At 61.6% G+C, this 22,101-nt stretch carries 21 protein-coding genes; 10 read left to right on the plus strand and 11 right to left on the minus strand.

Annotated features, from left to right (window positions below; genetic code table 11):
• Positions 1–61 precede the first annotated feature (61 nt).
• From pseI to AC1DXO_RS13675, 6 genes are all read right to left on the minus strand, one after another.
• Positions 62–1,117, minus strand: a complete 1,056-nt coding sequence (gene pseI / locus AC1DXO_RS13650) for a pseudaminic acid synthase (protein ID WP_476978714.1) — start codon at positions 1,115–1,117, stop codon at positions 62–64.
• The gene (gene pseC / locus AC1DXO_RS13655; protein ID WP_476978715.1) at positions 1,114–2,325 is read right to left on the minus strand and encodes a UDP-4-amino-4,6-dideoxy-N-acetyl-beta-L-altrosamine transaminase; all 1,212 of its coding nucleotides are present in this window, start codon (positions 2,323–2,325) and stop codon (positions 1,114–1,116) included. The genes pseI and pseC overlap by 4 nt, the downstream gene beginning before the upstream one ends.
• The gene (gene pseB, locus AC1DXO_RS13660) at positions 2,322–3,374 is read right to left on the minus strand and encodes a UDP-N-acetylglucosamine 4,6-dehydratase (inverting) (RefSeq protein WP_476978716.1); all 1,053 of its coding nucleotides are present in this window, start codon (positions 3,372–3,374) and stop codon (positions 2,322–2,324) included. The genes pseC and pseB overlap by 4 nt, the downstream gene beginning before the upstream one ends.
• A 141-nt stretch (positions 3,375–3,515) precedes the next feature.
• Positions 3,516–4,286, minus strand: a complete 771-nt coding sequence (locus tag AC1DXO_RS13665; protein WP_476978717.1) for a WecB/TagA/CpsF family glycosyltransferase — start codon at positions 4,284–4,286, stop codon at positions 3,516–3,518.
• 172 nt (positions 4,287–4,458) lie between these two features.
• On the minus strand, positions 4,459–5,121 hold the full coding sequence (locus tag AC1DXO_RS13670; protein ID WP_476978718.1) for a YiaD family glycine zipper/OmpA-like lipoprotein: 663 nt from the start codon (positions 5,119–5,121) through the stop codon (positions 4,459–4,461).
• Between the two features lie 347 nt (positions 5,122–5,468).
• On the minus strand, positions 5,469–7,256 hold the full coding sequence (locus AC1DXO_RS13675) for a S1C family serine protease (RefSeq protein WP_476978719.1): 1,788 nt from the start codon (positions 7,254–7,256) through the stop codon (positions 5,469–5,471).
• 224 nt (positions 7,257–7,480) lie between these two features.
• Between AC1DXO_RS13675 and AC1DXO_RS13680 the strand changes: the two genes are divergently transcribed.
• Positions 7,481–8,431: an isopenicillin N synthase family dioxygenase gene (locus tag AC1DXO_RS13680; protein WP_476978720.1), complete on the plus strand. Its 951-nt coding sequence runs from the start codon at positions 7,481–7,483 to the stop codon at positions 8,429–8,431.
• 103 nt (positions 8,432–8,534) lie between these two features.
• On the opposite strand, the gene AC1DXO_RS13685 is transcribed toward AC1DXO_RS13680, so the two are convergent.
• Positions 8,535–9,329: a LytTR family DNA-binding domain-containing protein gene (locus AC1DXO_RS13685; protein WP_476978721.1), complete on the minus strand. Its 795-nt coding sequence runs from the start codon at positions 9,327–9,329 to the stop codon at positions 8,535–8,537.
• A gap of 109 nt (positions 9,330–9,438) precedes the next feature.
• Between AC1DXO_RS13685 and AC1DXO_RS13690 the strand changes: the two genes are divergently transcribed.
• Positions 9,439–10,440 carry an alpha/beta hydrolase gene (locus AC1DXO_RS13690; RefSeq protein WP_476978722.1) on the plus strand — a complete coding sequence of 334 codons (1,002 nt, stop codon included), beginning with the start codon at positions 9,439–9,441 and terminating at the stop codon, positions 10,438–10,440.
• Positions 10,441–10,497: 57 nt separating this feature from the next.
• Positions 10,498–11,124, plus strand: a complete 627-nt coding sequence (locus AC1DXO_RS13695) for a trimeric intracellular cation channel family protein (protein ID WP_476978723.1) — start codon at positions 10,498–10,500, stop codon at positions 11,122–11,124.
• 321 nt (positions 11,125–11,445) lie between these two features.
• Here the strand turns inward: AC1DXO_RS13695 and AC1DXO_RS13700 are convergent, their stop codons facing one another.
• Positions 11,446–12,681 carry a M24 family metallopeptidase gene (locus tag AC1DXO_RS13700; RefSeq protein WP_476978724.1) on the minus strand — a complete coding sequence of 412 codons (1,236 nt, stop codon included), beginning with the start codon at positions 12,679–12,681 and terminating at the stop codon, positions 11,446–11,448.
• Positions 12,682–12,819: 138 nt separating this feature from the next.
• On the opposite strand from AC1DXO_RS13700, the gene AC1DXO_RS13705 reads away from it, so the two are divergent.
• Positions 12,820–14,637 carry a discoidin domain-containing protein gene (locus AC1DXO_RS13705; RefSeq protein ID WP_476978725.1) on the plus strand — a complete coding sequence of 606 codons (1,818 nt, stop codon included), beginning with the start codon at positions 12,820–12,822 and terminating at the stop codon, positions 14,635–14,637.
• Positions 14,638–15,052: 415 nt separating this feature from the next.
• On the opposite strand, the gene pseF is transcribed toward AC1DXO_RS13705, so the two are convergent.
• Genes pseF through AC1DXO_RS13720 form a run of 3 tightly spaced genes read right to left on the minus strand, consistent with a single transcriptional unit; the run spans position 15,053 to position 16,880 of the window.
• Entirely contained in the window at positions 15,053–15,745 is a 693-nt protein-coding gene (gene pseF / locus AC1DXO_RS13710; RefSeq protein ID WP_476978726.1) for a pseudaminic acid cytidylyltransferase, read from the minus strand.
• Complete coding sequence (locus AC1DXO_RS13715) at positions 15,742–16,659, minus strand: phytanoyl-CoA dioxygenase family protein (protein WP_476978727.1); 918 nt, start codon at positions 16,657–16,659, stop codon at positions 15,742–15,744. Before AC1DXO_RS13715 ends, pseF begins: the two co-directional genes overlap by 4 nt.
• Positions 16,659–16,880 (minus strand): phosphopantetheine-binding protein, encoded by a 222-nt coding sequence (locus AC1DXO_RS13720; protein WP_476978728.1) that lies wholly within the window; start codon positions 16,878–16,880, stop codon positions 16,659–16,661. Before AC1DXO_RS13720 ends, AC1DXO_RS13715 begins: the two co-directional genes overlap by 1 nt.
• A gap of 148 nt (positions 16,881–17,028) precedes the next feature.
• On the opposite strand from AC1DXO_RS13720, the gene AC1DXO_RS13725 reads away from it, so the two are divergent.
• The 6 genes from AC1DXO_RS13725 to AC1DXO_RS13750 are packed head-to-tail and all read left to right on the plus strand — an operon-like array spanning position 17,029 to position 22,101.
• Positions 17,029–18,096: a 3-oxoacyl-ACP synthase III family protein gene (locus AC1DXO_RS13725; protein ID WP_476978729.1), complete on the plus strand. Its 1,068-nt coding sequence runs from the start codon at positions 17,029–17,031 to the stop codon at positions 18,094–18,096.
• Positions 18,096–19,220: an aromatic ring-hydroxylating oxygenase subunit alpha gene (locus tag AC1DXO_RS13730; protein ID WP_476978730.1), complete on the plus strand. Its 1,125-nt coding sequence runs from the start codon at positions 18,096–18,098 to the stop codon at positions 19,218–19,220. Before AC1DXO_RS13725 ends, AC1DXO_RS13730 begins: the two co-directional genes overlap by 1 nt.
• The gene (locus AC1DXO_RS13735) at positions 19,217–19,984 is read left to right on the plus strand and encodes an SDR family NAD(P)-dependent oxidoreductase (protein WP_476978731.1); all 768 of its coding nucleotides are present in this window, start codon (positions 19,217–19,219) and stop codon (positions 19,982–19,984) included. Before AC1DXO_RS13730 ends, AC1DXO_RS13735 begins: the two co-directional genes overlap by 4 nt.
• On the plus strand, positions 19,981–20,808 hold the full coding sequence (locus AC1DXO_RS13740) for an alpha/beta fold hydrolase (RefSeq protein ID WP_476978732.1): 828 nt from the start codon (positions 19,981–19,983) through the stop codon (positions 20,806–20,808). The genes AC1DXO_RS13735 and AC1DXO_RS13740 overlap by 4 nt, the downstream gene beginning before the upstream one ends.
• Complete coding sequence (locus AC1DXO_RS13745; protein WP_476978733.1) at positions 20,805–21,041, plus strand: phosphopantetheine-binding protein; 237 nt, start codon at positions 20,805–20,807, stop codon at positions 21,039–21,041. Before AC1DXO_RS13740 ends, AC1DXO_RS13745 begins: the two co-directional genes overlap by 4 nt.
• Complete coding sequence (locus AC1DXO_RS13750; RefSeq protein WP_476978734.1) at positions 21,034–22,101, plus strand: AMP-binding protein; 1,068 nt, start codon at positions 21,034–21,036, stop codon at positions 22,099–22,101. The genes AC1DXO_RS13745 and AC1DXO_RS13750 overlap by 8 nt, the downstream gene beginning before the upstream one ends.

A 22,101-nucleotide genomic window follows, 5' to 3' on the forward strand; every position in this document is an offset into this window, starting at 1 on the left:
TTCGCGCAGGATTTTCAGCTGTACCCTTTCGCGCTTTTCGCGTTTTTCGCGGCAAAAATCTTTACGACCCGACCATATCGTCCGCCAGAGGCTCACCCCGCGCCAGATCGCGCGACGCCGGCTTACCCAGCACATCCCACAATCTCACAGGCGGCAAGCCCAATCCCGGGCGGATCGAGCGCACATTCTGCTTGGTCAGCAACTCACCCTTGCGAACATCTTCGACGACATACAGCGACCGCCGGAAGGTCTTCGAACCACGCTCAGAGCCCAGGGTATCGTAATGCACCCGGCCCAGGGCGCGCCAGGCGTCCTTGCAGTCCTGGGTCAGAGCTTTGAACTCGGCCGGCTCCAGCGAGAAGCCCGAATCCGGCCCACCATCCGCCCGCGCCAGGGTAAAATGCTTTTCGATCACGCATCCGCCCAGCGCCACCGAAGCCACCGAAGCCGCCGTGCCGAAGGTATGGTCGCTGAGACCCGACGGACATTCGAATTTGCGCCCCAGGTCGGGCACGGTTCGCACATTGGCGTCGTTGATATTGGCCGGATACTCGCTGACACAATGCAGCAGGATGATCTCGCCGGTACCGTATTTGCGCGCTGTGGCCGCGGCCGCGGCGATCTCGGCGTCATTGGCCATGCCGGTCGACATGATCAGCGGCTTGCCCTTCGAGGCGGCATAGGCGACCAGCGGCAGGTCGATCAGCTCGAACGAGGCGATCTTGAACGCTGGCGCGCCCAGGCCGTCCAGCAGGTCGACCGCCGTGTCGTCGAACGGGGACGAGAACATGGTCACCCCTCGTTTGGCCGCACGATCGAATAGGGCCGGGTGCCAGTCCCACGGCGTGTGGGCCTCGTTATAGAGGTCGTACAGCGAATAGCCGTCCCACAGTCCGCCCTTGAGCTGGAATTCCGGCCGGTCGGATTTCAGCGTAATGGTGTCGGCCGTATAGGTCTGCAGCTTGATGGCGTCGCAACCGGTTTCAGCGGCGGCATCGATCATGGTCAGGGCGCGGTCGAGGCTTCCGTTATGGTTCCCCGACAGCTCGCAGATAATGTAGGGCTCGTGGCCCGCGCCGATCTTGCGGCCGGCAATGGTGACTTCGTAGTCGCTCATGAGGTCAGGACCTCCTGCAAGGCGTGGATAACCCGTGCCGGATCGTCATCGGCCATATCGGCGTATAACGGCAGGGACAGGGTCGATTGATAGAATTGATCCGCACCCGGAAGATTGCGTTGCCCCAGGGCGTGGGTCTGCCAGTAGGGCTGGCGATGAACGGGAATATAGTGGACCTGGGTGCCGATCCCGCGTTCGCGCAGGCCCTGCATGACATGGCCGCGCGTTTGGCCAATGGCGGCGAAGTCGATCGTCACGGCGAATAGGTGAAACACCGGTTCAGTGTCCGGCGCCGGCGGTGTCCAGCGGACCGGTAGATTGGTCGCTGCCAGGGCCTTTTGATATTCCGCAACCAGTCGCGCACGCCTGGCCGCGAACAGATCCAGGCGCTTAAGCTGTGACAGACCCAGCGCGCAATTCAGGTCGGGCAGGCGATAGTTGAATCCCAGGCACTGCTGCTCATAGACCCACGGTCCGCTGTCGCCCTCGCCGTCATAGTGCAGGCCGACCATCCGGGCCGGATCGCGCTCGATGCCGTGACTGCGCAACATACGCAGACGTTTGGCCAGGACAGGGTCCTTGGTGGTGATCGCGCCGCCTTCAGCCGTCGTCAGGGTCTTCACCGGGTGGAAGGAAAAGCAGGCCATGTCGGAGATCGTACATGAACCGATCTTGCCTTGCGGCCCGCTGCCGCCCACCGCATGGCAGGCGTCTTCGAGCACAAAGGCGCCGTGCTCGCCGCAGACATCGGCCATATGGTGCAGATCGACGGGGCGGCCGGCATAGTGGACCGGTACGACGCCGGCAAAGCGATAGCCGTGATAGTCGCGGGCTATGACCGCGAGCGCCGCGTTGAAGCTGTCATCGGTGATCAGGCCGGTCAGCGGATCGACATCGGCAAACACCACCTGGGCGCCGCAATAGGCAACGCAATTGGCCGAGGCGGTAAAGGTGATGGACGGCACCACGACGACGCATTTCGGCGTCAGTTCTTCGGTCAATATGGCGAGATGCAGGGCGGCCGTGCCGTTTGAGACGACGACGGCTTCCTTTGCGCCGACGGTTTCAGCCAGGGCGGTTTCGAACTTTTCGACCAGCGGGCCGGTCGTCAGGAAATCGGACTTCAACGCCTCGACCACGGCCGAGATGTCGGACTCATCGATCGACTGGCGGCCGTAGGGCAGAAAACCGGGAGACGCTGCGCTCATTCGATATAGGCCTTCATCATGCCCTTGATGCCCTCGGCATCCAGCCGTTCTTCGTTGATATCCGAGGCATAGTAGAAGTCTTCGGCGACGCGTTTGATGCCCCGCACCTTGGAGAAGGATTTGCGGCTGTATTCGACGAATTCCGGTTCGATGACGTAGCGGTCGTCGAGTTCATAGGTCGATCGGGCGTCATCGGCCGAGATCATCATTTCGTGCAGCTTCTCGCCCGGGCGGATGCCGATAACCGTGTGGGTAGCGGTGGGCGCCATGGCCAGGGCCAGGTCGGTGACCAGGGTGGCAGGGATCTTGGGCACGAAAATTTCGCCGCCCTGGGTCAGTTCCATGCACGACAGGACAAAGGCCACGCCCTGTTCCAGAGAAATCCAGAACCGCGTCATGCGCGGGTCGGTGATCGGCAGGTCCTTGGCGCCCTGGGAAAGCAGGCGTTTGAAATAGGGGACGACCGAGCCGCGCGAGCCGACGACATTGCCGTAGCGCACAACGCAGAAACGCGTGCCGATATCGCCCGACAGGTTGTTGGCGGCGACGAAGATCTTGTCCGAGCACAGCTTGGTCGCGCCATACAGGTTGATGGGAGAGCAGGCCTTGTCGGTGCTGAGGGCGACGACGCGGTGGACGCGATTGTGCAGGCAGGCCCAGACGACGTTTTCGGCGCCGTTGACATTGGTCGAGATGCACTCCGACGGATTGTATTCGGCCGCCGGTACCTGTTTCAGCGCGGCGGCATGGATGACGATATCGACGCCGCGGAAGGCCAGTTCCAGACGGGCGCGGTCGCGGACGTCACCCAAAAAGAAACGCATCCGCGACATCTTTTCCGGCGGAAAGGTCTCTTCGAGGTCGCAGCGCATTTCGTACTGCTTCAGCTCGTCGCGTGACAGGATGATGACCTTTTTCGGGTCGTACTGCGACAGCAGGGTATGGACCATCTTGCGGCCGAACGAGCCGGTGCCGCCGGTGATCAGCACCACCTTGCCCTTGACGGGATCGATCTGGGGCGAGAAGTCGCGATACGAAGTGATGGTCATGGCGGCCTGCGGGTCAAGCCTCATGCCCAAACATGCCGATTAACAATCCGCGCACGTGTGGGGTGAGGCGTTCTGAAGAGAATCCGCCGCATGTTGCCGGGTCGCGCTTAAGTTGGCGTTAACGATAGGCGGAACATGCCATCACGTCCGGACCAGGCGTCGGCGTTGCATGATGTCGCGCAGGGCCTGGGGGATGAGGAACCAGGGCTCGATGAAATAACGCTCGAACAGGCGTTTCGGATCGGCGACGAAGCGGACCAGCCACTCGATGCCCAGCCGGCCGGTCCAGCGCGGCGGGGTATATTGCACGCCGGCTTCATAGTCGAAAGCGGCGCCGACGGGCAGGATGACGCACGGCGGCAGGCGGTGGCGGTTGGCGAGGATCCACGCTTCCTGGCGCGGCATGCCCATGCCGACGAACAGAATATTCGGGCGGCTGGCGTTGATGTCGTCGACCAGGGCATCGTTGTCGGGGCCGTTCATGTCGAAGAAACCGCTGTGGACGTCGACGTGGACGCCGGGATAGCGTTTCTGGATGGCGGCCTGGGAGGCGGCATTGTGTTCCGGGGCGCCACCGACGTGATACACCTTCCAGCCTTCGGCCTGGGCGCGGGCCCAGAAGGTTTCGCGGTAATCGAGATAGGTAACGCGGTGGTCGCGCGAGACGGCGTGGCCCATCAGCTTGCCCCAGGCGATCATCGGGGTCGAGTCGATCTCGATCAGGTCGGCCTGAGCGTAGAAGGCGCGCATGTCAGGGCGGCGCTGGAACAGGTACAGGCTGTGGAGATTGTGGTTGGCCACGACGGCGCCTTTACCGGCGGAGAGGGCGTCGGCGGCGAAGTCGAGCATCTGGGCCGGCGTGACGACGTCGACGTCGGCGCCCAAAAGCGAAAGGCGGCAGGGTGTGTCCATGCCGCCAATCTAGGGGGATACTGTTGGGATTCGGTGAGCAGAACTAGTTAACGGGGCGTGGGGTTGTGACCCCACATCTATTCTATTTCTTTTCTTCGCTCTCGCCCCTTGGGGCGAAGACGAAGAAAAGAAGAGGAAGAGCTGGGGCCGCAGGCCCCAGACCCCATACCTATTACTGCTCGATCGGCCGCAGCGTAATTTCCACGCGGCGATTGTGCGCGCGGCCTTCCGCCGTATTGTTGTCGGCGATCGGCTGGGACTCACCCGCGCCGGCGACATACATACGCTCGGCCTTGACCTTCTGGCCGTACAGATAGTCGGCCACCGCATGGGCGCGACGTTCCGACAGGTCCATATTGTAGGCATCCGAACCCTGGCTGTCAGCGTGACCGATCACGTCGATATAGGTCGACGGATACTGGTTCAGGATGGTCGCCACGTCGTTCAGAACCGGCATGAAGTTGGCGTTCAGGTCCGCGGAGGCCGAGGCAAAGGTCACATCGCCCGGCATGGACAGGATGATGTTGTCGCCGCTGCGCGTAATATAGACATTGCGGCCTTCCAGTTGCGCGCGCAGGTCCTTGTTCTGGCGGTCCATATAGGCGCCGACGCCGGCTCCGGCCAAGGCGCCGATACCCGCGCCCAGGACAGCGTTCTTGCGCGCCTGGTCGCCCTTCTTGTTCGACAGGGCGCCGACAGCGGCCCCCACGCCTGCGCCGATCAGGGCGCCGGTCTTGGTGTTGGAATGCGTCTTCACACCGTTCGACGTGTCGATCGTGTCGCAGCCAGCGACAATGAGAGCAGCGCCGGTGAGGAGGAGGAGAATTTTACGCATCGTGTTCGTTTCCTTATATGAAAGCCGTATTTTTCCTGAACCGGAGGATCGGCCAATACCCTCCCGTTTCCACGAGATTCGTAATCGGCACAATCACAATTCCAGCCGGAATTTATCAGAATTCAGTAAGTGTCGGACGCACCACGCGGTGTAACCGAAGTGTTCCGCCGTCCACTTCCTGATACGCAACTACTAAGCTCCCGCAACTGAACGCAGGATGAAGGCGTTGTTAAGGCAAAGTCCTCCCCACTCGTGGGGAGCGGGTGACCCGTGCCGAGGCTCGCGCAGCGAGACGGTGGGGTTGCTTGCAAAGCCCACTGCCATTGCGCAGCTTGCAAAGCCCACGATCAGCTCGCCTTTTGGTGACACCGCCACACGGTATGAGTTTCGGGGTCCATCGTCATGACGCTTTGCGACAGGCCGCGTACCTTGGCCAGGTTTTCCGCCAGGGCTGCAGTGGCGCCGGCATTATCGCGCAGGGAACAGCGCAACGAGCCCAGGGCCGTCTTCTGCGCCAGATAGGTCTTGTAGACCTCTGGATCGAGCCGATAGTCGCTGCTCTGGAAGGTCGTGCCATCGGCCGACAACTCGATCCGGGCGATGACTGGCGTGCTTTCATTGGTCGCGTAGCGCACCAGGCTGCCATTGCTTTGACGTTCGTAAGGTGTGCGGCCGCTGACGCAGGCATGAACGGCGTCGAACTCGAAATCGATCGGACCGGCGCCCTGCAACATGGCTGAGGACGCGCCCTTGTCGACCACACAGGCCATGTGGACGCTGCCCAGGCTGACGGCGGCCGCGGGAGTTTTGGTTGGCGACAGGCGTTTATAGATATCGCGGTCCTTGATCAGGAAGGCGATAACGACCGCGGCGACAGCGAGGCCAAGCAGCATCCAGCCCCACGGAATCGGGTGCTTCACCGCTTTTTTGGGCGTCTTTTCAGCCTTTATTGGCTTTGCCCTTTCAGGCTTGGCGACTTTGGTCTTATCGGGCACGGTCTCGGCGGAATAGGCCGTCGGCGCGTCCCATTCCTTATGGTGGCTGTCGGCGCGGTGACGCATTTCACGACGGACAATCAGCCCGATCAGGATCAGCACCAGGGCCGACAGAACGACCATGGCCGCCAGTTGCAGACGTTCCATGACGGCGCGGTCGCCTTCAGCTTTTTTCTGTTCGTCCAGTCGCACCTGCTGGGCCTGTGACGCTGCGGCCAGGGCCCGGGTCAGGGCGTCGTCCTTGACGATTTCGTCCTCGGTCTTGGCGTAGCACGGCCCGGTCGAGACCAGAGGTTGGACGCCTGTCGAGGCCAGGAAGGTGTTCAGCGCCGAAACGTGGGTGGCGACGAACTGGCCGGCGGCGACATCGAGGTCACCCCCCGCTGACACGGTCGAGGGCGCCGTCCAGGTATTGATGCCGACCACCTGGCCGCATTCGTCGAGCAGGGGACCGCCGGAATTGCCGTGATTGATCGGTGCCGTGTGGAACAGGGTGTCGACGCGGCTGCCGTCGGGATTGGTGCTGGCAAACAGGGCAATCGAGCCCTGGGTGACATAGGCGTCGGCTGGCTCCAGAAGCGCCGTGCCGGACCGGTTGAGCAGGTGGTCGGTGACGTCAGGGTAACCCATGGCCACGACGCGTTCGTTCTTGTACGGCGTCAGGTGCAGCCGCAGCGGCGCGATCTTCAGCCCTTTGGCCTGCAATAGCGCCAGGTCGCCTTCGATCCACGGCTTGACCAGCTGAACCTGCTGGTAACCGGCGCCGGAATCCTTGTGCGGCACGATATAGATGTCGGCGGAGGAGGCTTCGGGTGGGACTTCGACGACGTGATAGTTGGTGACGATATAGCCAGGGGCGACGACGAAACCGGAGCCCATGCCGACCGTATCCAGCGGCGCGCCGCCGAAACCGCGATAGACAACCAGGACACGGACGACGGACTGTTCCGAGGTCTTCAGCGCTTTGGTCGAGTTGACGGGCTGCAGGTCGGGATCGATGCTGAGCGATTGGCCGGCCGTGGCTGAGGTGTTTTGGGCTTTGAGGGGAGTGGAGCCTCCGCCGGCCAGGCACATGAGCGCGACGGCGCCAGCAAGAACCGTGCCTTTGAGAACGCTGAAACCGCCTGATCTGGAAAGCAACGCAAGAACCCTGTGAATGACGGTGCACAATTTTGTGATAAGGGTTAATACCTGCTTTTCCGGCAAAATGCATCACCTGATTATGGCTGTGATCACGCCCCTGGCCAGTCTTTATCAGTCTTGAGATAATCTGGCGGTTGCGGCGAACTGTCCGCTTGCGTAGGATGCCTTGTACGCTTAAGGTTTCTCGCCGAATATTTATGAACTGATCAGGTTTTCAGCCCATGCCCGACACAGCCACTGTATCCGCCATCCCGCCTGTTCCCCTGGCTCTGTACGACCAGGATTTCGAGGCCTTTTCCGCCAGGCTGGGCGCAGCGTTTGAGCGCTACGGTTTCGCTGTTCTCGGCGATCACGGCATCGACCCGGCCTTGCTGGCGCGGGTCGACGCGGCGACCAAGGCCTTCTTCGCCTTGCCGGAGGAGGTGAAGTACAAATATCACCGCAAGGGGCAGGGCGGGGCGCGCGGTTATACGCCGTTCGGGGTCGAGACGGCCAAGGGCTATTCGGCGCACGACCTGAAGGAATTTTATCATGTCGGCCGGGACCTGCCGGCGGGTCATCCGTATCGCGATCATATGGCCGATAATATCTGGCCGGACGAGGTGCGCGATTTCCACGACAGCACCTACGAACTGTATACGGCGCTGGACAATCTCGGAAAGAAAGTGCTGCGGGCGATTGCGGTCTATCTGGGCCTGGACAAGGAGTTTTTCACGCCGCTGGTTCGCGATGGCAATAGTGTGTTGCGCCTGCTGCATTATCCGCCGGTCAATCGTCCGGGGGAAAGCGTGCGGGCGGGGGCGCATGGCGATATCAATGTGATTACGCTGTTGCTGGGGGCGGAAGAGCCGGGATTGCAGTTGCTGGATCGCGACGGCAAGTGGTTGCCGATCACGCCACCGGAAAACTGCATCGTGTGCAATATCGGCGATATGCTGTCGCGCTTGACCAATGGGGTATTGCCGTCGACCATGCACCGGGTGGTCAATCCGGCGGAGGCGCGCAAGGATTTCGCGCGCTATTCGACGCCGTTCTTCCTGCATTTCGAAAGCCCGTATGTGATCCGGACCTTGCCGAACTGTATTTCGGAAGAGCGTCCGGATCAGTTCCCGGAGCCGATTACGGCGCATGAGTTTTTGATGCAGCGTATACGTGAGATCAAGCTGGCGTAAGGCCTGGGGTTTGGGGTCCGCGACCCCAAGGCTTTATCTTTTCCTTTCTTCGCTCTCGCCCCTTGGGGCGAAGACGAAGAAAGGAAGAGGAAGAGCTGGGGCCTCAGGCCCCAGACCCCGGAACTTGCGCCGGCGTTATCCCCGTTTCCGCCAGCCACGCTTCAAATGCCTTCCGGCGATGCCGGCTCAGTGGCAAACTCAAGCCTGTCGTCAGATGCACCCGTCCGGCGTCATAATCCTTCAACGACCGGCCGGCGATCCAATGCGAACGATGGATCTGAAACCCACCGCCCAGCACCTCGGTTGCCTCGCCCAACGCCATCAAAATCAGCGCCTCGCCCCGCGTCGTATAGACCCGCAGATAATGATCCTCCGCCGACAGGGCTAGGACGCCGGCTCCCTTCAGTGCGAACGGTAACTTCTCGGCTAAAGGGAAATCGGGCCGCGGCGCGACGGCTTCCGGAGCCGCCTGGACCAGTTGCTGGTTACGCACCAGGGCGGCGGTCAGAACGATGGCCCGGATCAACAGGGTCAACAGCAGATTTTGCCATACCAGGTCGCCGAAATGGACATAGGGCAAGGCCCCTGGCCCGAACACGCGCAGCGAACCATAGATAATCCCGGCTTCCGGTACACATAGCGCGATATCGAGGGCTAAGGCCGCCCACAATGGTAACAGGCCGGCGAAGAACTGCCGCGCCAACAGGTACGACCCTTCCAGCACCAATGTCCCGATAACCGTGAAACACAAGCCGAAATGCAGGCAACGCGACAGCAGGTCCATGCCGGTATAGCTTCCGAACGGTCCCAGCAAGCCCACCACGAAACCGGCCGCCGGCAGCGCGGCGATATAACGCCACGGCCGGTGTGGCGCGTAACTGAAACGCAGAAGATCCATTGGCGAAACCTGGCGACCGGTGGCGAAACAAGCCACCCATACCGGCGGGCCGACATGTAAGCAAGGCGGGTCAACTCAACCTCGTCCTTCCTACCCATGGAGCCCAACCGTGCTAGCCAAACTCGTTAAACACGTCCTGACCACGACCGCCGTCATTTTCGGCCTGGTGATCACGGTCGCCGCCGGTGTCCTGATCTTCACCGCGCCCAAAGCCCCGCCGCTGATCGCCGCCGTCGAAGTCGCCAATGACCCGTTCGCCAAATACGCCCGCGAACTGGGCCCCTACAGCTACTTTACGGCGCGCGACGGCACAAAACTGGCCTACCGCAACTACCCCGGCAAACCCGGCAGTGGTGTTGCGATCCTGGTCCATGGCTCCTCCGGCACGGCCCTGGCCGTTCACGGCCTGGCCAAGGCCTATGCAGCGCGCGGCGTCACCGTCTATGCCGTCGACCTGCGTGGTCACGGCATGAGCCCGGGTCCGAACGGACGCCTTGGCGATGTCGCCTATCGCGGTCAGTACGAAGACGACCTCGACGATCTGGTCCAGCTTATCAAGCGCGAACATCCCGGCGAAAAGCGTCTGCTGGTCGGTCACTCCATGGGCGGCGCCATCATCCTGCGCACAGCGTCCGGTCGCTATGCCGGCAATTTCGACGGCTACCTGGCCCTGTCGCCCTTCATTGCGCCCGGCACGGCCATGGATCGCCCGTCGGAAGGCGGATGGACGATCGTCAGTGTTCCGCGCATCGTTGTCCTGACCATCCTCGATCGGTTCGGCATCACGGCCTTCGATCACCTGAATGTCCTGGCCATGGCGGTTCCGGTCAATGACAACCAGCGCCCGCGCTTCTACAGCCACGCCCTCTTGGCCTCGGCCAATCTGCCGCGCGACTGGAAACCGGCCGTCGCGTCGATCCATCAGCCGGCGCGCATCCTGATCGGTGCCGATGACGAACTGTTCTTCGCCAACGCCTACCCCAGCGAAATCGGCGCCGTCAATCCGGCGATCAAGGTGACGGTCGTACCGGGCCTGGGCCATATGTCGATGATGTTCGACGATCGCGCCCTTACATTGGAAGCCGATACTGGTGTGGAGATGCTGAAATAAAGCCCGCCTGTTCGCCCATCTGTTCGGACGTGGCCGGCTGTGATAAAGGCCGGCCCCATGAACGCCCTGCAAACCGCTCTCTTCTGGCTCGACTACGCCGCCGTCGCCGTGTTCGCCGCCACCGGAGCCCTGGCAGCGGCGCGGCGCAAGCATGACATCATCACCTTTGCCTTCTTCGCCGCCATTACCGGCGTCGGCGGCGGTACCCTGCGCGATTTATTGATCGGTGCCCCTGTCTTCTGGGTCCAGCGACCGGGTTATCTGGTCGTCTGTCTGGCCGCCGCGGTCATCGTGTGGAGCCTGGGCAAACGCGGTTGGCGATTCCGTGCCCTGCTGTGGCTCGATGCCCTGGGCCTGGCCGCCTATGCCGTAGTGGGAACGGCCAAGGCGCTCAGCCTGGGCGTCCATCCTGTGTCGTCGGTGGTGATGGGCGTGCTGACCACAGCGTTTGGTGGCGTGATTCGCGACGTCCTGGCGGGCGAACCCAACATGCTGCTGCGCCGCGAAATCTACATCACCGCGGCGCTGCTGGGGGCGATCGTCTTTGTCGTCTGTCAGGGCTTCGGCCTGGCCTTCTGGCCATCGGGTCTGTTAGGATTCGCCGCCGCCTTTATCCTGCGCGCCGTGGCCATCCGCTACGATCTCAGCCTGCCGGGATTTCCGGGACAAGCCGACGAAGATTAGGACAAAGGTTCTTCAATCGTGTTGTATCGGCGACTATGTCTGATCTTCTTCGCTCGTCCGTTTTCCGGAGCTATCGGATTCAGAGATTTATCAAGCGTTTGATAAGAAAGAATTTTGCCCACAGATTTTCACAGATTAGCACAGATTGTCAGCATTTGAATTCCCGCTGCCAGCGCAGTGACCCTGGTCTTTTTTGGGAAGCCGCTATCGCGGCCAAGTGCATGGGCAATCTGTGCTAATCTGTGAAAATCTGTGGGCAAACCTGCAAAAAAGTGACCCGGCAATGACTGCTCGACGCGTTCTCGAAGCGCCATTCGCAGCTCAAACCGGATCGTCGAGCGACTTGGCCAGCGGCGTGAACAGCTTCGGCCCCTGGGGTGTCATATACCAGCAGTCTTCGAGACGAACGCCGAATTCGCCCGGAATATAGAGGCCGGGTTCGTCCGAAAAACACATGCCGGCCTGCAGTGGTGTCTGGTCGGAATGCACCAGATACGGCGATTCATGGCCGTCCATCCCGATGCCGTGGCCCGTACGGTGCGACAGGCCGGGCAGGTGATAGCCTGGACCCCAGCCTTCCTTTTCATAAAAGGCGCGAACCGCGTCGTCGATCCGCCCGACCGGCAGGTTGAGTGCCGCGGTTTCGAGCGCGATCTCCTGGCCGCGCTTGACCGTCTCCCACACCTTGCGTTGTTTGGCGGACGGTTGGCCGAAGATCCAGGTGCGCGAGATGTCCGATTGATAACCATGGACCGAGCAGCCGCAGTCCATCAGGATGATCGAGCCTTCGCGCACCGTCTGGGCCTGGTGCGAGCCGTGCGGATAGGCGCTGGCTTCGTTGAGCAGGGCCATCGAGAAATCGGGCTCGCCGCCGAACGCCTGGGTGGCCTTGTCCATCAGTGCAGAAAGATCGCTACCCGACATACCAACCGTGACGCCGGCATGGACGCGGCGGTAGGCAGCCAAGGTGATGTCGCTGGCCGTCTGCATCAAAGCCAGCTCGGCGGAGGACTTGATCTGGCGGCAGGCATTGACCAGGCCCTGGCCCGACACGACGTCGAATCCGACGCCCGACGCACGCAGGGCATCGAGAATAAAGGCGCGGATCGTTGGCTCATAGGCAATCCGGCCACTCGTCAGCTTGCGGTCCTTCAGGGCTTGCACCATCAGGGCTTCTGGGTTTTCGTGCTCATCCCACGTCCGCACCTCCGCCTCGATCTGCAGGGTTTCACGGACGGAGGGCTCTTCGAAGGCCGGCGTGATGATGATCGCAGCACCATCGGCCGGGATCAAGGCCGCGGTCACGCGTTCCGAACGCCACCACTGGATGCCGGTAAAATAGTCGAGCGACGATCCGCTCTCGACCAGGAAGGCGGCGATCTTCTGCGCCTGCATCAGACCCTGCAGTTTGAGACCACGCGTCTTGCGCTCATCGGCGCTGATGGGTTTGGCGTTGCGGGCCAGGTTATCATCGGGCAGGACCGGCGTGGTCGCGTTGGCAGGTATGGCGATCAAGCTTGCCGCCACACCCGACAGGATGGATCGCCTGGAGATCATGATCGCGCCCCTTTGCTTGCAACGGAAACCAAGTCTTGGACCGGCGGGGTGGCGAGGTCAAGGGGTGCGGGATTTTCATGTAAGCGTTTACATGGGCTGCCGGGAGCGCTAAGACGGTCGGCAAAACAGGAGGAAACCATGTCCAGGACAGCGTTCATAATTGCGGCCCTACTGGCGGCCGGTGCGGGGACAGCGCAGGCCGAGACGCGGCACACCTATGCCAATCCGATCGACATCGATTATCGCTATAATTTCGAGCAGATGAACGAGGGCATCTCGTACCGCACGGGCGCCGATCCGGTGATCGTCCTGCACAAGGGGACCTACTACCTGTTCGAGACCCTGGCTGATGGTTACTGGCGGTCGGACAACCTGATCGACTGGACCTTTGTTGCGCCGTCCCGTTGGCCGTTCAACAGCATTGTGGCGCCGGCGGTGATTTCGGACGGTGAACAGCTGATCATCATGCCATCCAGCATGAAGCCCCAGGCTTTATTGTCGACCAGCGATCCGGATTCGGGCAAGCTCGACTTCTATACGCGTCTGACGCCGTCCCTGCCCAACAGCGCCTGGGACGGCCAGGCGCCGACCGGCGACCAGATTCCGTCAGGGCCGTGGGACCCTGGCCTGTTCAAGGACAATGACGGCAAGTGGTTCCTGTATTGGGACTCGTCGAATGTCTATCCGATCTACGGCATCGAGCTCGATCCGGCGAAGAAGCTGGCCTATAAGGGCAAGCCAGTGGCGCTGTTCAAGCTCGACCCCAAACAGCACGGTTGGGAACGCTTCGGCCAGGACCACTGCGAATGCCTGCCCAACGGCACCCATATCGACCCCTTCATGGAAGGGGCGTGGATGAACAAGGTCGGCGGCAAATATTATCTGCAATATGGTGCTCCGGGTACGGAATATAACGCCTATAGCAACGGCACCTATGTTTCGGACAGTCCTATGGGGCCTTTCACCTATGCCGATTACAACCCGGTCGCCTATAAGCCGGGTGGCTTTGTCGAAGGCGCCGGGCACGGATCGACCTTTGCCGATCGCTACGGCAACTACTGGAACACCGGCACGCCATGGATCGGCTACAACTGGACCTTCGAGCGGCGGATCGATTTGCTGCCGGCGAAGTTCTACGACGATGGCCAGATGGCGGTGTCGTCGCGCTTCGGCGATTTTCCGCACTACATGCCCACCGCGAAGATCGAGGACCCGGAAGCGCTGTTTACCGGCTGGATGCTGCTGTCGTACCGCAAGCCGATGACGGCCTCGTCGGTGCAGGGTGAGTTTACCGCCGCAAATGCCGCCGATGAAAATCCGCGTACCTTCTGGCTGGCCGGCAGTGCGGCGCCGGGCGAGACCCTGAGCGTCGATCTCGGCGCGGTGAAAACCGTGCGCGCGGTCCAGGTCAATTATGCCGACTACAAATCCGGCCTGTTTGCCGATTCGCCTGACATCTACACCGAATTCAAGCTGGAAAGCTCGCTGGACGGCAAGGCCTGGACCCCGCTTGCCGACACCGGAGCCGAGCGCCGCGACCGGCCCAATGCCTATGTCGAGCTGTCCGCGCCGGTGAAGGCGCGTTACGTGCGCTACGTCCACGGTCATATCGGCGCGCCGAATCTCGCGATTAGCGACCTGCGGGTGTTTGGTTCAGCCGATGGTGCGGCACCGGCCAAACCTGTCGGCGTGACGGCGGTGCGCAATGCCGATGCCCGCGACGCTCATATTGCCTGGAAGCCAGTCAAGGGCGCCGTTGGCTACAATGTCCTGTGGGGGATCAAGCCTGACCGCCTGACCCTGACCTATCAACTGTTCGAGGAGGATAGTGGTCGCCAGCACGGTCATGCTCTGGACCTGAAGGCTTTGAATGTCGGCGTCGGCTACTATGTCGCGGTTGAGGCGTTCAATGAATCGGGCGTGTCGACCCTGAGCGACGTGGTGATACTGCCATGACCTCGCTCTCTGTCACGGAAATCGAGTCGTTTGAGGTTGACTAAGGGTGGCATAGCCGTCGCGTACCATTTGGAAATTACAGTCATTTTTCAACGCGGAAAGCGCGGAAAAGGCGGACTAGGCGCGGAAATCTTGGTTACGCCGTCGTCCGCGCGAAGCGCTTTCTTTTCATGATCGCTGACGCAGGCTTGGCATAAGGCCCTTCGGGCAAGACTCTGTACACTTACTTCTTTATTTCCGCGCCTTGTCGGTCTTTTCCGCGCTTTCCGCGTTGAAAATTACTGTAAAATCAGTGACTTCTGCAATCCGGTAGCCGAACGCCTGCAAAGCCCCAATCCGTCAGGCGGCCTTGGTCTTGGCGGGAGCGTACAAAATCGTAAAATGATCGCAGGCCGTTTCCGGCCTGGCGCTAAACTTACCTGCCCTTTAAAACCTTATAGGCCAGCTCTGCGACTTCCCAGTCTTCGGGTGTGTCGATATCGACGACCTGGGTGCGCGGCAGGATAACCGGCGCGGAGATGGGTGAAAAGGCGATCTCGCCACCCGTCCAGGCATCGGCCCAGCCCCAGTAGAATTGCGCCGCGTCATGATAGGCTGACTCCAGATCCTGCGAGCGTTTGCTGAGATTTTCCGGCCAGAACATTTCGATCGAATCGTTCTCTGTTCGGCGGAAAGCGCGCTGGATCGGAAAGGCATAGGAGGTGACCGAAAAAGCGAAGCGCCGGCCGGGTTGCTGCAGCTTGTCCCAGCCTTCGCACAGACGGGCGGGGTCGAGCAGAGGCGCGGTAGCATAGATACAACACACGGCGTCGTAGGGCGTACCCTGATCGCGGAACCAGTTGATGGCGTGGACAACGACCTCGCCAGTACCGGCATAGTCGTTGGCCAATTCCGGCGGACGCATGAAGGGCGTCGTGGCGCCGTGATCGCGGGCGACCTGGGCGATCTCTTCGTCGTCAGTCGAGACGATGACGTCGTCGAACTGACCGCTGTCGAGCGCCGCCTGGATCGAATAGGCGATCATCGGCTTGCCGTAGAAGGGCTTGATATTCTTGCGCGGGATGCGTTTGGAACCGCCGCGCGCCGGAATGACCGCAAGCTTCTTCATTTAAGAAACAGCCGGTTGATATAGGGATCGTAGTGCGGCGCGCGGTCTACTAGCGGCGCTTTCGGCGACAGCGGTGACGGGTAGAGATTATATTCGACCGACAACAGCAGGCGTGGTTTTGCCGTCGGCAACAGACCCTTATGAAAGCCGTAGACGTCTTCGAGGAACCAGGTGCCGGCGGGGGCCGCCAGGGTCAGGACATCCACGGCGCCGAAGGTCTCGACAATGGCGGCGTCCGTCTGCGCCTTGCCGGTTTCGAGCCGGCGGTCGCGGTGCGAACCGCGGACGTAACAGTGCGGTCCGGACTCCATATCGATGTCGGTCAGGTAATAGAAGGCCTTGAAGCTGCGCGCACAGTCGTAGTCGCGATGGAAACGTTGCACGCCCTTGGCCGTGTCGCGGCCGGGATAGGACCAGGCGCAGCCGATATTGTCGATGGTCGGCTTGCAGCCAAGATAGGCCTCGGCGACCGCCAGAACGTCGGGCGCATTCATCAACGCGACCATGCCGGGCGCGTTCAACACTTCTTCCCAGTGATAGTAGCCGATATTGGTCTCTTCCGACGCCGGCTGGTCCCATGGGAAGGTGCCGAGATGGCCGCGCCATGGGTCGTGACACGGTGTTGCCTTAAAATAGTCGAGCAGGCCGTTCAGCACGGGTGCAGACAGGGGCGGCTGATAGGCGGTTACGCCATCGGTGCGCAACTGTGTGACCATGTCGCGCGCCGCCTGTGACAGGGTCAGGTCGGTTGTCTTGGGCGAGAAGGCGGCCAGCGTCTTCGTAAACGCGTCGCGCTGGCCGAGGTTAAGCAACGGCAGCAGGTCATAGGCCGGATTGCGCGCATCGGCGCGGGCGCGCTCGATAAAGCGCTGGAAGGACGGAACGCGCGTCTTCAGGCGTTCGCGCAGACTCATCAGAGGCCGACCAGGGCCGCCAGGTCGTTGAGCGTCTTGGCGTCTTTTAGCTGTTCGCCGTCGACGATCTGGTTGAGATCGGAATCGACCATGGCGACGAAGGTAATGACCGACAGGCTGTCCCAGTTGCCCACTTCGGCAATCTTCTCGTCGCCGGTCAGGCCGGCGGGATCGGCTTCGAGTATGTCCGCCACGGCGGCGAAAAAGGCGGGTTTGTCCATGGTGTTTCCTTTGCACGCATCAGGCGTGTATTGCGGTTAATCAAATCGCGATTCCGTCAATATTCCCTTAAAACCTTGCTGCCACCTTGACGCATCTGCGTGATCGGCGAATCACGTCAAGATGGTAGCGCGTTCTGGGATTGAGATCATGACCGAAGCGGTTCTTTCCGGCATTGCTGTCCGCGGCGTCCGCGCCTGCGTGCCCGCCGCCACGCGTACGCTGGAAGAGGAAAACCTGATCCCCGACGCGGTGGAACGCGAACGCCTGATGGGCTCGATCGGTGTGCGCTCACGCCATATCGCCCGCGCCGACATCCTCACCTCTGACCTGTGTCAAAAGGCAGCCGATGGGTTGCTTGATGAGCTGGGTTGGGCGCGCGACAGCATCGATGTGCTGATCATGGTGACGCAGAGCGCCGACTTCGTCATTCCGGCCACGGCCTGCGCTTTGCAGGCGCGGCTGGGTTTGGGATCGTGCCTCGCCTTCGATATCAATCTCGGCTGTTCGGGCTATGCCTACGGCCTGTGGACGGCAGCGTCGTTGATGAAAACGCTGAAGATCGATGGCCGGCCGCCGCGGGCCCTGGTCCTGGCCGGCGATGTCTCGACGTCGAAGCTGTTGGAGGGCGATCGCAGCACCATTCCGCTGTTTGGTGACGCCGGTTCGGCGACCGCGCTGGAACTCGATGCGGCGGCGAAGGACATGTACGGCGTGTTCGGCACGGATGGATCGGGCGCGCAGCACATTATGGTCGAGGCCGGGGCGCTGAAACATCCGCTGCTGCCGCCGAAGGAGCCGCATGCGCCGGACCGGGCCGAGGAACTGTATCGCAAGTCACGTCTGCACCTGAACGGCACCGAGGTGTTCAATTTCACCCTGAAAAACGTTCCACCTCTGGTTAAGGCCATTTTCGAAACCGCGTCCGCGACGATCGACGATATCGACTATGTCCTGTTCCACCAGGCCAATGTCTTCATGCTCAACCATCTGCGCAAGAAGTCTGGCCTGCCCGAGGACAAGGTGCCGATCGCCATGGAAACCTACGGCAATACGTCCTCGGCCTCCATCCCTCTGACCATCGCGGCCAAGCTCAGTGATGCCTTCGACGCGCCGAAGGAACTGGTCGTCATGGGTTTCGGCGTCGGCTGGTCGTGGAGCGCCGTCAAGCTGACGGTCGGCCCCATGCCGGCGCCACAGGTCGTGGAACTGGCGTGATGGATACGGGCGATCATCTGCTTACCTCCTATCAGGCCAGGCTGGGCAAGATTCCCGCCGACCATTACTGGCGCGACGACGTCTTGGCCGCCGAAATAGAACAGGTGTTCAAACCTTCGTGGCTGTGTGTCGGCTTTGTCGAGGATCTGAAAAACCACCAGGATTTCGTAACGGCGCAGATCGGGCCACACAGCATCGTGGTGCAGAATTTCAACGGCGAACTACGCGCCTTTCGCAATGTCTGCTCGCACCGCTTCTCGCGGATCCAGTGCGAAAAGTCGGGCAATCGCGTGCTGCAATGTCCCTATCACGGCTGGACCTACGACGCCGGCGGCAAGCCGATCGGCATCCCGCTCAACAAGCAGAGTTTCGGATTCAATGAGGCCGACAAGCAGGCCCTGGCCCTGCAGAGCTACGCCCTGGAAACGGTCGGGCATTTCGTCTTTGTCCGCATGGCGGCCGAGGGGCCGGATCTGAAGACCTTTCTCGGTTCGTTTTACGATGACCTGGCCCACGTATCCGAAGTCTGTCCCGACCGCTTCGAGCAGGCCTCGTACGATTGGGCGGCCAACTGGAAACTCGGCATGGACAATGCCGCAGAAGGCTATCATGTGCCATTGGTCCACGCCGAAAGCTTTGGCCTGATCCTGTCGATCGATCTGGCGATTTCAACCGATGCCGACCACAGCCGATACACCGGAAACCTCAAGGAACGCTCGTTGAAATGGTGGGACCAGGTCGCGAAATCGATCAAGCTCGAGCCGTCGACCATCTATCCGCAATACGGCAATTTTCTGATCTTCCCCAATATCGTCGTAACCTTTTCCTACGGTGCCTTTCTGACCTTCCAGACCTTCGATCCGACGGGGCCTGATAAGCTGCGGATCAACTCGACTTCATGGCTGGCGAAGAACAATGGTCGAGCGGCGCGCGATATGGTGGTCGACAGCCTGAAGAGTTTTGCCGCCCAGGTGCGTAACGAGGACGCCGCCATCTGCGCCATAGCGCAACAAGGGACGCGTGAGATGACGTCGCGGCCACCTTTGCTGGGAGAGTTGGAAGGCCGTATCGCGCATTTTCAGAACGCCTATGCGCGGCAGATGGGACTGGGAAGCGATACATGAGTATGCCCGCTTTCAACCCCATGTCCCTGGCCGGTAGGACCATTCTGGTGACCGGCGCTACCTCCGGTATCGGCAAGGCCACGGCGGTCTATCTCTCACGGTTGGGTGCCAGGGTCGTCGCGTCCGGCCGCAACCAGGAACGGCTGGACGAAGTGCTGTCCCTGCTCGAAGGTGAGGGCCATTCGGGCCGGATTTTCGATCTGGCGCAACTGGAACAGATCGTGCCGTGGCTGAAAGCTCTGTGTACGGAAGTCGGGCCACTCAACGGTATCGCCCACTGCGCTGGCGTCCAGGCCACCAAGCCGATTCAAGCGATCAACGCCCAGTTTGTAACGGATGTTCTAACGCAAAATCTCGGTGCGGCACTCATGCTGGCGCAAGGGTTTCGGTTGAGAGCCTGTCATGCCAGCCCGGCCTCGCTGGTCTATGTCTCATCGTCCGCAGCTTTGAAAACAGCACCCGGCAATGTTGTCTATGCCGCGTCCAAGGGCGGTATTATTTCCGCCGTCAAGGGGCTGGGGGTAGAACTGGTGCGCGACGGTGTGCGGGTCAATGCGGTAGCGCCGGCCATGGTTGACACACCCATGTCGGACCAGTTTCGTACCATCCTGTCGGAAGAGAATTTCAAGCGGGTTGTCGACATGCATCCGCTGGGCCTCGGTCATCCCGACGACGTCGCGGCAGCTATTGCCTTTCTGCTGGCTGATACCTCGCGGTGGATTACCGGGTCGATCCTGTGCGTCGACGGAGGCTTCCTGGCATGACCCCCGCTGCTCAGGTCATGGCGCCCGTGAGACCGTCGCGGCGGATTTCGATTTCGCAAGCCACACATAGCCACGGCCATTTCTCCTATCTCGAACTGGGTGATCCCGCCAACCCCGCGGTCATGCTCATTCATGGCTTCGGGGCCGACCTGTTGACGTGGCAGCTGTGCCTGGTGCCCCTGGCCCAGCACTACCGGGTGATCGCGGTTGACCTGCCCGGTCATGGCCGTACCACGGCCGACGTCGGGGCGGCGGACCTGGCCTTCATGACGGGATGGCTGGACGAAGTCTTCGATCGTCTGGGCATGGCCGACGGTCATATTGTAGGCCACTCGATGGGCGCCAAGATCGCGCTGGGGTTTGCTCTTGCCCATCCGCATCGCGTCGCCAGCCTGGCCTTGATTGCACCGGCCGGACTGGGCGGTGAGTTCCATCACAACGCGCTGGACGCTTTCCTGGCGGCGCCGGACGAGGTCAATGCCGGTGTATTGGCGGCGCATCTGCTGGGACCGAGCGGCGACAGTCTTCGCACCTCCCTGGCTGTGTCGCTATATACGGCCGCGGGAGACGACGACCGGCGAGACGCCATGCACAAGCTGTTGGGCCAGGCGAAGGCCTACGGTCTGGCCTTGTCGCCGGAAGGTTTCGACTGGTCGAAGATCCGCGTGCCGGTCAAGCTGATGTGGGGCGATCACGACCGACTGATCCCGATGCCGAAAGACCGCTATCTGCCACCGGTCCAGATTATCGCGGGGGCGGGCCATCTGCCCCATATGGAGGCCTCCGGCGTCGTGGTGGCCGCACTGAAGGAATTCTTGCCGTGAGCACCCTGGACCTGATCCGCACCGAACTGACGCAAATCCTCAGCGACAAGGGCGCCGAGACCGGTGAGATCGCCGCCGATACCGTCTTGCTGAGCGGGCCGCTGGATATCGATAGCCTCGACCTGGCGACGCTGGTTGTCGTGCTGGAGGAGAAGACGGGCAAGACGCCGTTCGCCAACGGCTTCGTTCTGTTCCACACGGCCGGCGAGCTGGCGGCCCTGTTCGGTGATTAGGCCTGGCTTCGAACTTATCGAGGACGACCGGATCGTCAGCGACCTGACGCCGTCCGGTAACGCGGTGGTCGATGTGGCCATGTCAGGTACAGAAGGCGTCATACGCGCAATCCAGGGCGCCGGTACGTACCTGATGCGCGATGCGTCGGCGCCGCCACCAAACGACAATCCTGATGGCAAGATATGGCTGCAGACCTCGGGCACGACAGGTCTGCCGAAATGGGTCGGCCACGATCTCGCCGCCCTGACTGCGAAGATCCGCGCCGGTGAAGGCGAGCAGGCGCGCTGGCTGCTCACCTTCAATCCGGGGAGCTATGCCGGGCTGCAGGTCATTCTCTCGGCCGTGATTGGTGGTCACGTGCTGGTCGCGCCAGCCTATGGCGCCGATGTCACCGAAATGGCAGCACAGGCCGTCGCACAGGGTGTTACGCATATCTCGGGGACGCCGACCTTCTGGCGGGCCTTTCTGATGGCACTGGGCGATCGCCCGTTAGACCTGAAGGCGGTTACGCTGGGCGGGGAGGCGGCCGACCAGGCGATCCTGACGGCTCTGCGTACGCGGTTCCCCGATGCCCATCTGCGCCATATCTACGCCACGACCGAGGCTGGCACCATCCTGACCGTCAGTGATGGCCTGGCGGGCTTTCCCACCCGCCTTCTTGGCGACGATCTGGCCATAACCGATGATACCTTGCGGGTGTGCGGGCGAGATACCGGCGATGTCGTCGAGGTGATCGATGATCGCGTACTGTTTCGCGGCCGGCGCGACGCCATGGTCAATATCGGCGGGGTCAAGGTCTATCCCGAGACCGTCGAGGCCCACCTGCTGGGCCTGCCATTCATCCAGGAAGTCCGGGTGACGCCGAAGCCCAATCCGATCACGGGTCATATCCTGACGGCGGACATACTTCTGAAACCTTTTTGCGCTGACCTGTCGGGTGGCGTCGAGGCGCAAATCAGGGCACATCTGGCCCTGTTGCCACGCGCCGCACGGCCAGCGTCGCTGCGCTTTGTCGATCACATCGCGGTCGGCGCCACGGGCAAGAAACTGAGGACTTAA

It is taken from the genome of Asticcacaulis sp. P2_C5, assembly GCF_056404555.1.

Bases quoted from the DNA above. Each gene is read 5' to 3' on its own strand.
- AC1DXO_RS13715 (WP_476978727.1), bottom strand. From the start codon at position 16,659: ATGAGTCTGCGCGAACGCCTGAAGACGCGCGTTCCGTCCTTCCAGCGC.
- pseI (WP_476978714.1), bottom strand. From the start codon at position 1,117: ATGAGCGACTACGAAGTCACCATTGCCGGCCGCAAGATCGGCGCGGGC.
- AC1DXO_RS13735 (WP_476978731.1), top strand. From the start codon at position 19,217: ATGAGTATGCCCGCTTTCAACCCCATGTCCCTGGCCGGTAGGACCATT.
- AC1DXO_RS13705 (WP_476978725.1), top strand. From the start codon at position 12,820: ATGTCCAGGACAGCGTTCATAATTGCGGCCCTACTGGCGGCCGGTGCG.
- AC1DXO_RS13665 (WP_476978717.1), bottom strand. From the start codon at position 4,286: ATGGACACACCCTGCCGCCTTTCGCTTTTGGGCGCCGACGTCGACGTC.
- pseC (WP_476978715.1), bottom strand. From the start codon at position 2,325: ATGAGCGCAGCGTCTCCCGGTTTTCTGCCCTACGGCCGCCAGTCGATC.
- pseB (WP_476978716.1), bottom strand. From the start codon at position 3,374: ATGACCATCACTTCGTATCGCGACTTCTCGCCCCAGATCGATCCCGTC.
- pseF (WP_476978726.1), bottom strand. From the start codon at position 15,745: ATGAAGAAGCTTGCGGTCATTCCGGCGCGCGGCGGTTCCAAACGCATC.
- AC1DXO_RS13725 (WP_476978729.1), top strand. From the start codon at position 17,029: ATGACCGAAGCGGTTCTTTCCGGCATTGCTGTCCGCGGCGTCCGCGCC.
- AC1DXO_RS13685 (WP_476978721.1), bottom strand. From the start codon at position 9,329: ATGGATCTTCTGCGTTTCAGTTACGCGCCACACCGGCCGTGGCGTTAT.
- AC1DXO_RS13695 (WP_476978723.1), top strand. From the start codon at position 10,498: ATGAACGCCCTGCAAACCGCTCTCTTCTGGCTCGACTACGCCGCCGTC.
- AC1DXO_RS13740 (WP_476978732.1), top strand. From the start codon at position 19,981: ATGACCCCCGCTGCTCAGGTCATGGCGCCCGTGAGACCGTCGCGGCGG.
- AC1DXO_RS13720 (WP_476978728.1), bottom strand. From the start codon at position 16,880: ATGGACAAACCCGCCTTTTTCGCCGCCGTGGCGGACATACTCGAAGCC.
- AC1DXO_RS13680 (WP_476978720.1), top strand. From the start codon at position 7,481: ATGCCCGACACAGCCACTGTATCCGCCATCCCGCCTGTTCCCCTGGCT.
- AC1DXO_RS13670 (WP_476978718.1), bottom strand. From the start codon at position 5,121: ATGCGTAAAATTCTCCTCCTCCTCACCGGCGCTGCTCTCATTGTCGCT.
- AC1DXO_RS13730 (WP_476978730.1), top strand. From the start codon at position 18,096: ATGGATACGGGCGATCATCTGCTTACCTCCTATCAGGCCAGGCTGGGC.
- AC1DXO_RS13700 (WP_476978724.1), bottom strand. From the start codon at position 12,681: ATGATCTCCAGGCGATCCATCCTGTCGGGTGTGGCGGCAAGCTTGATC.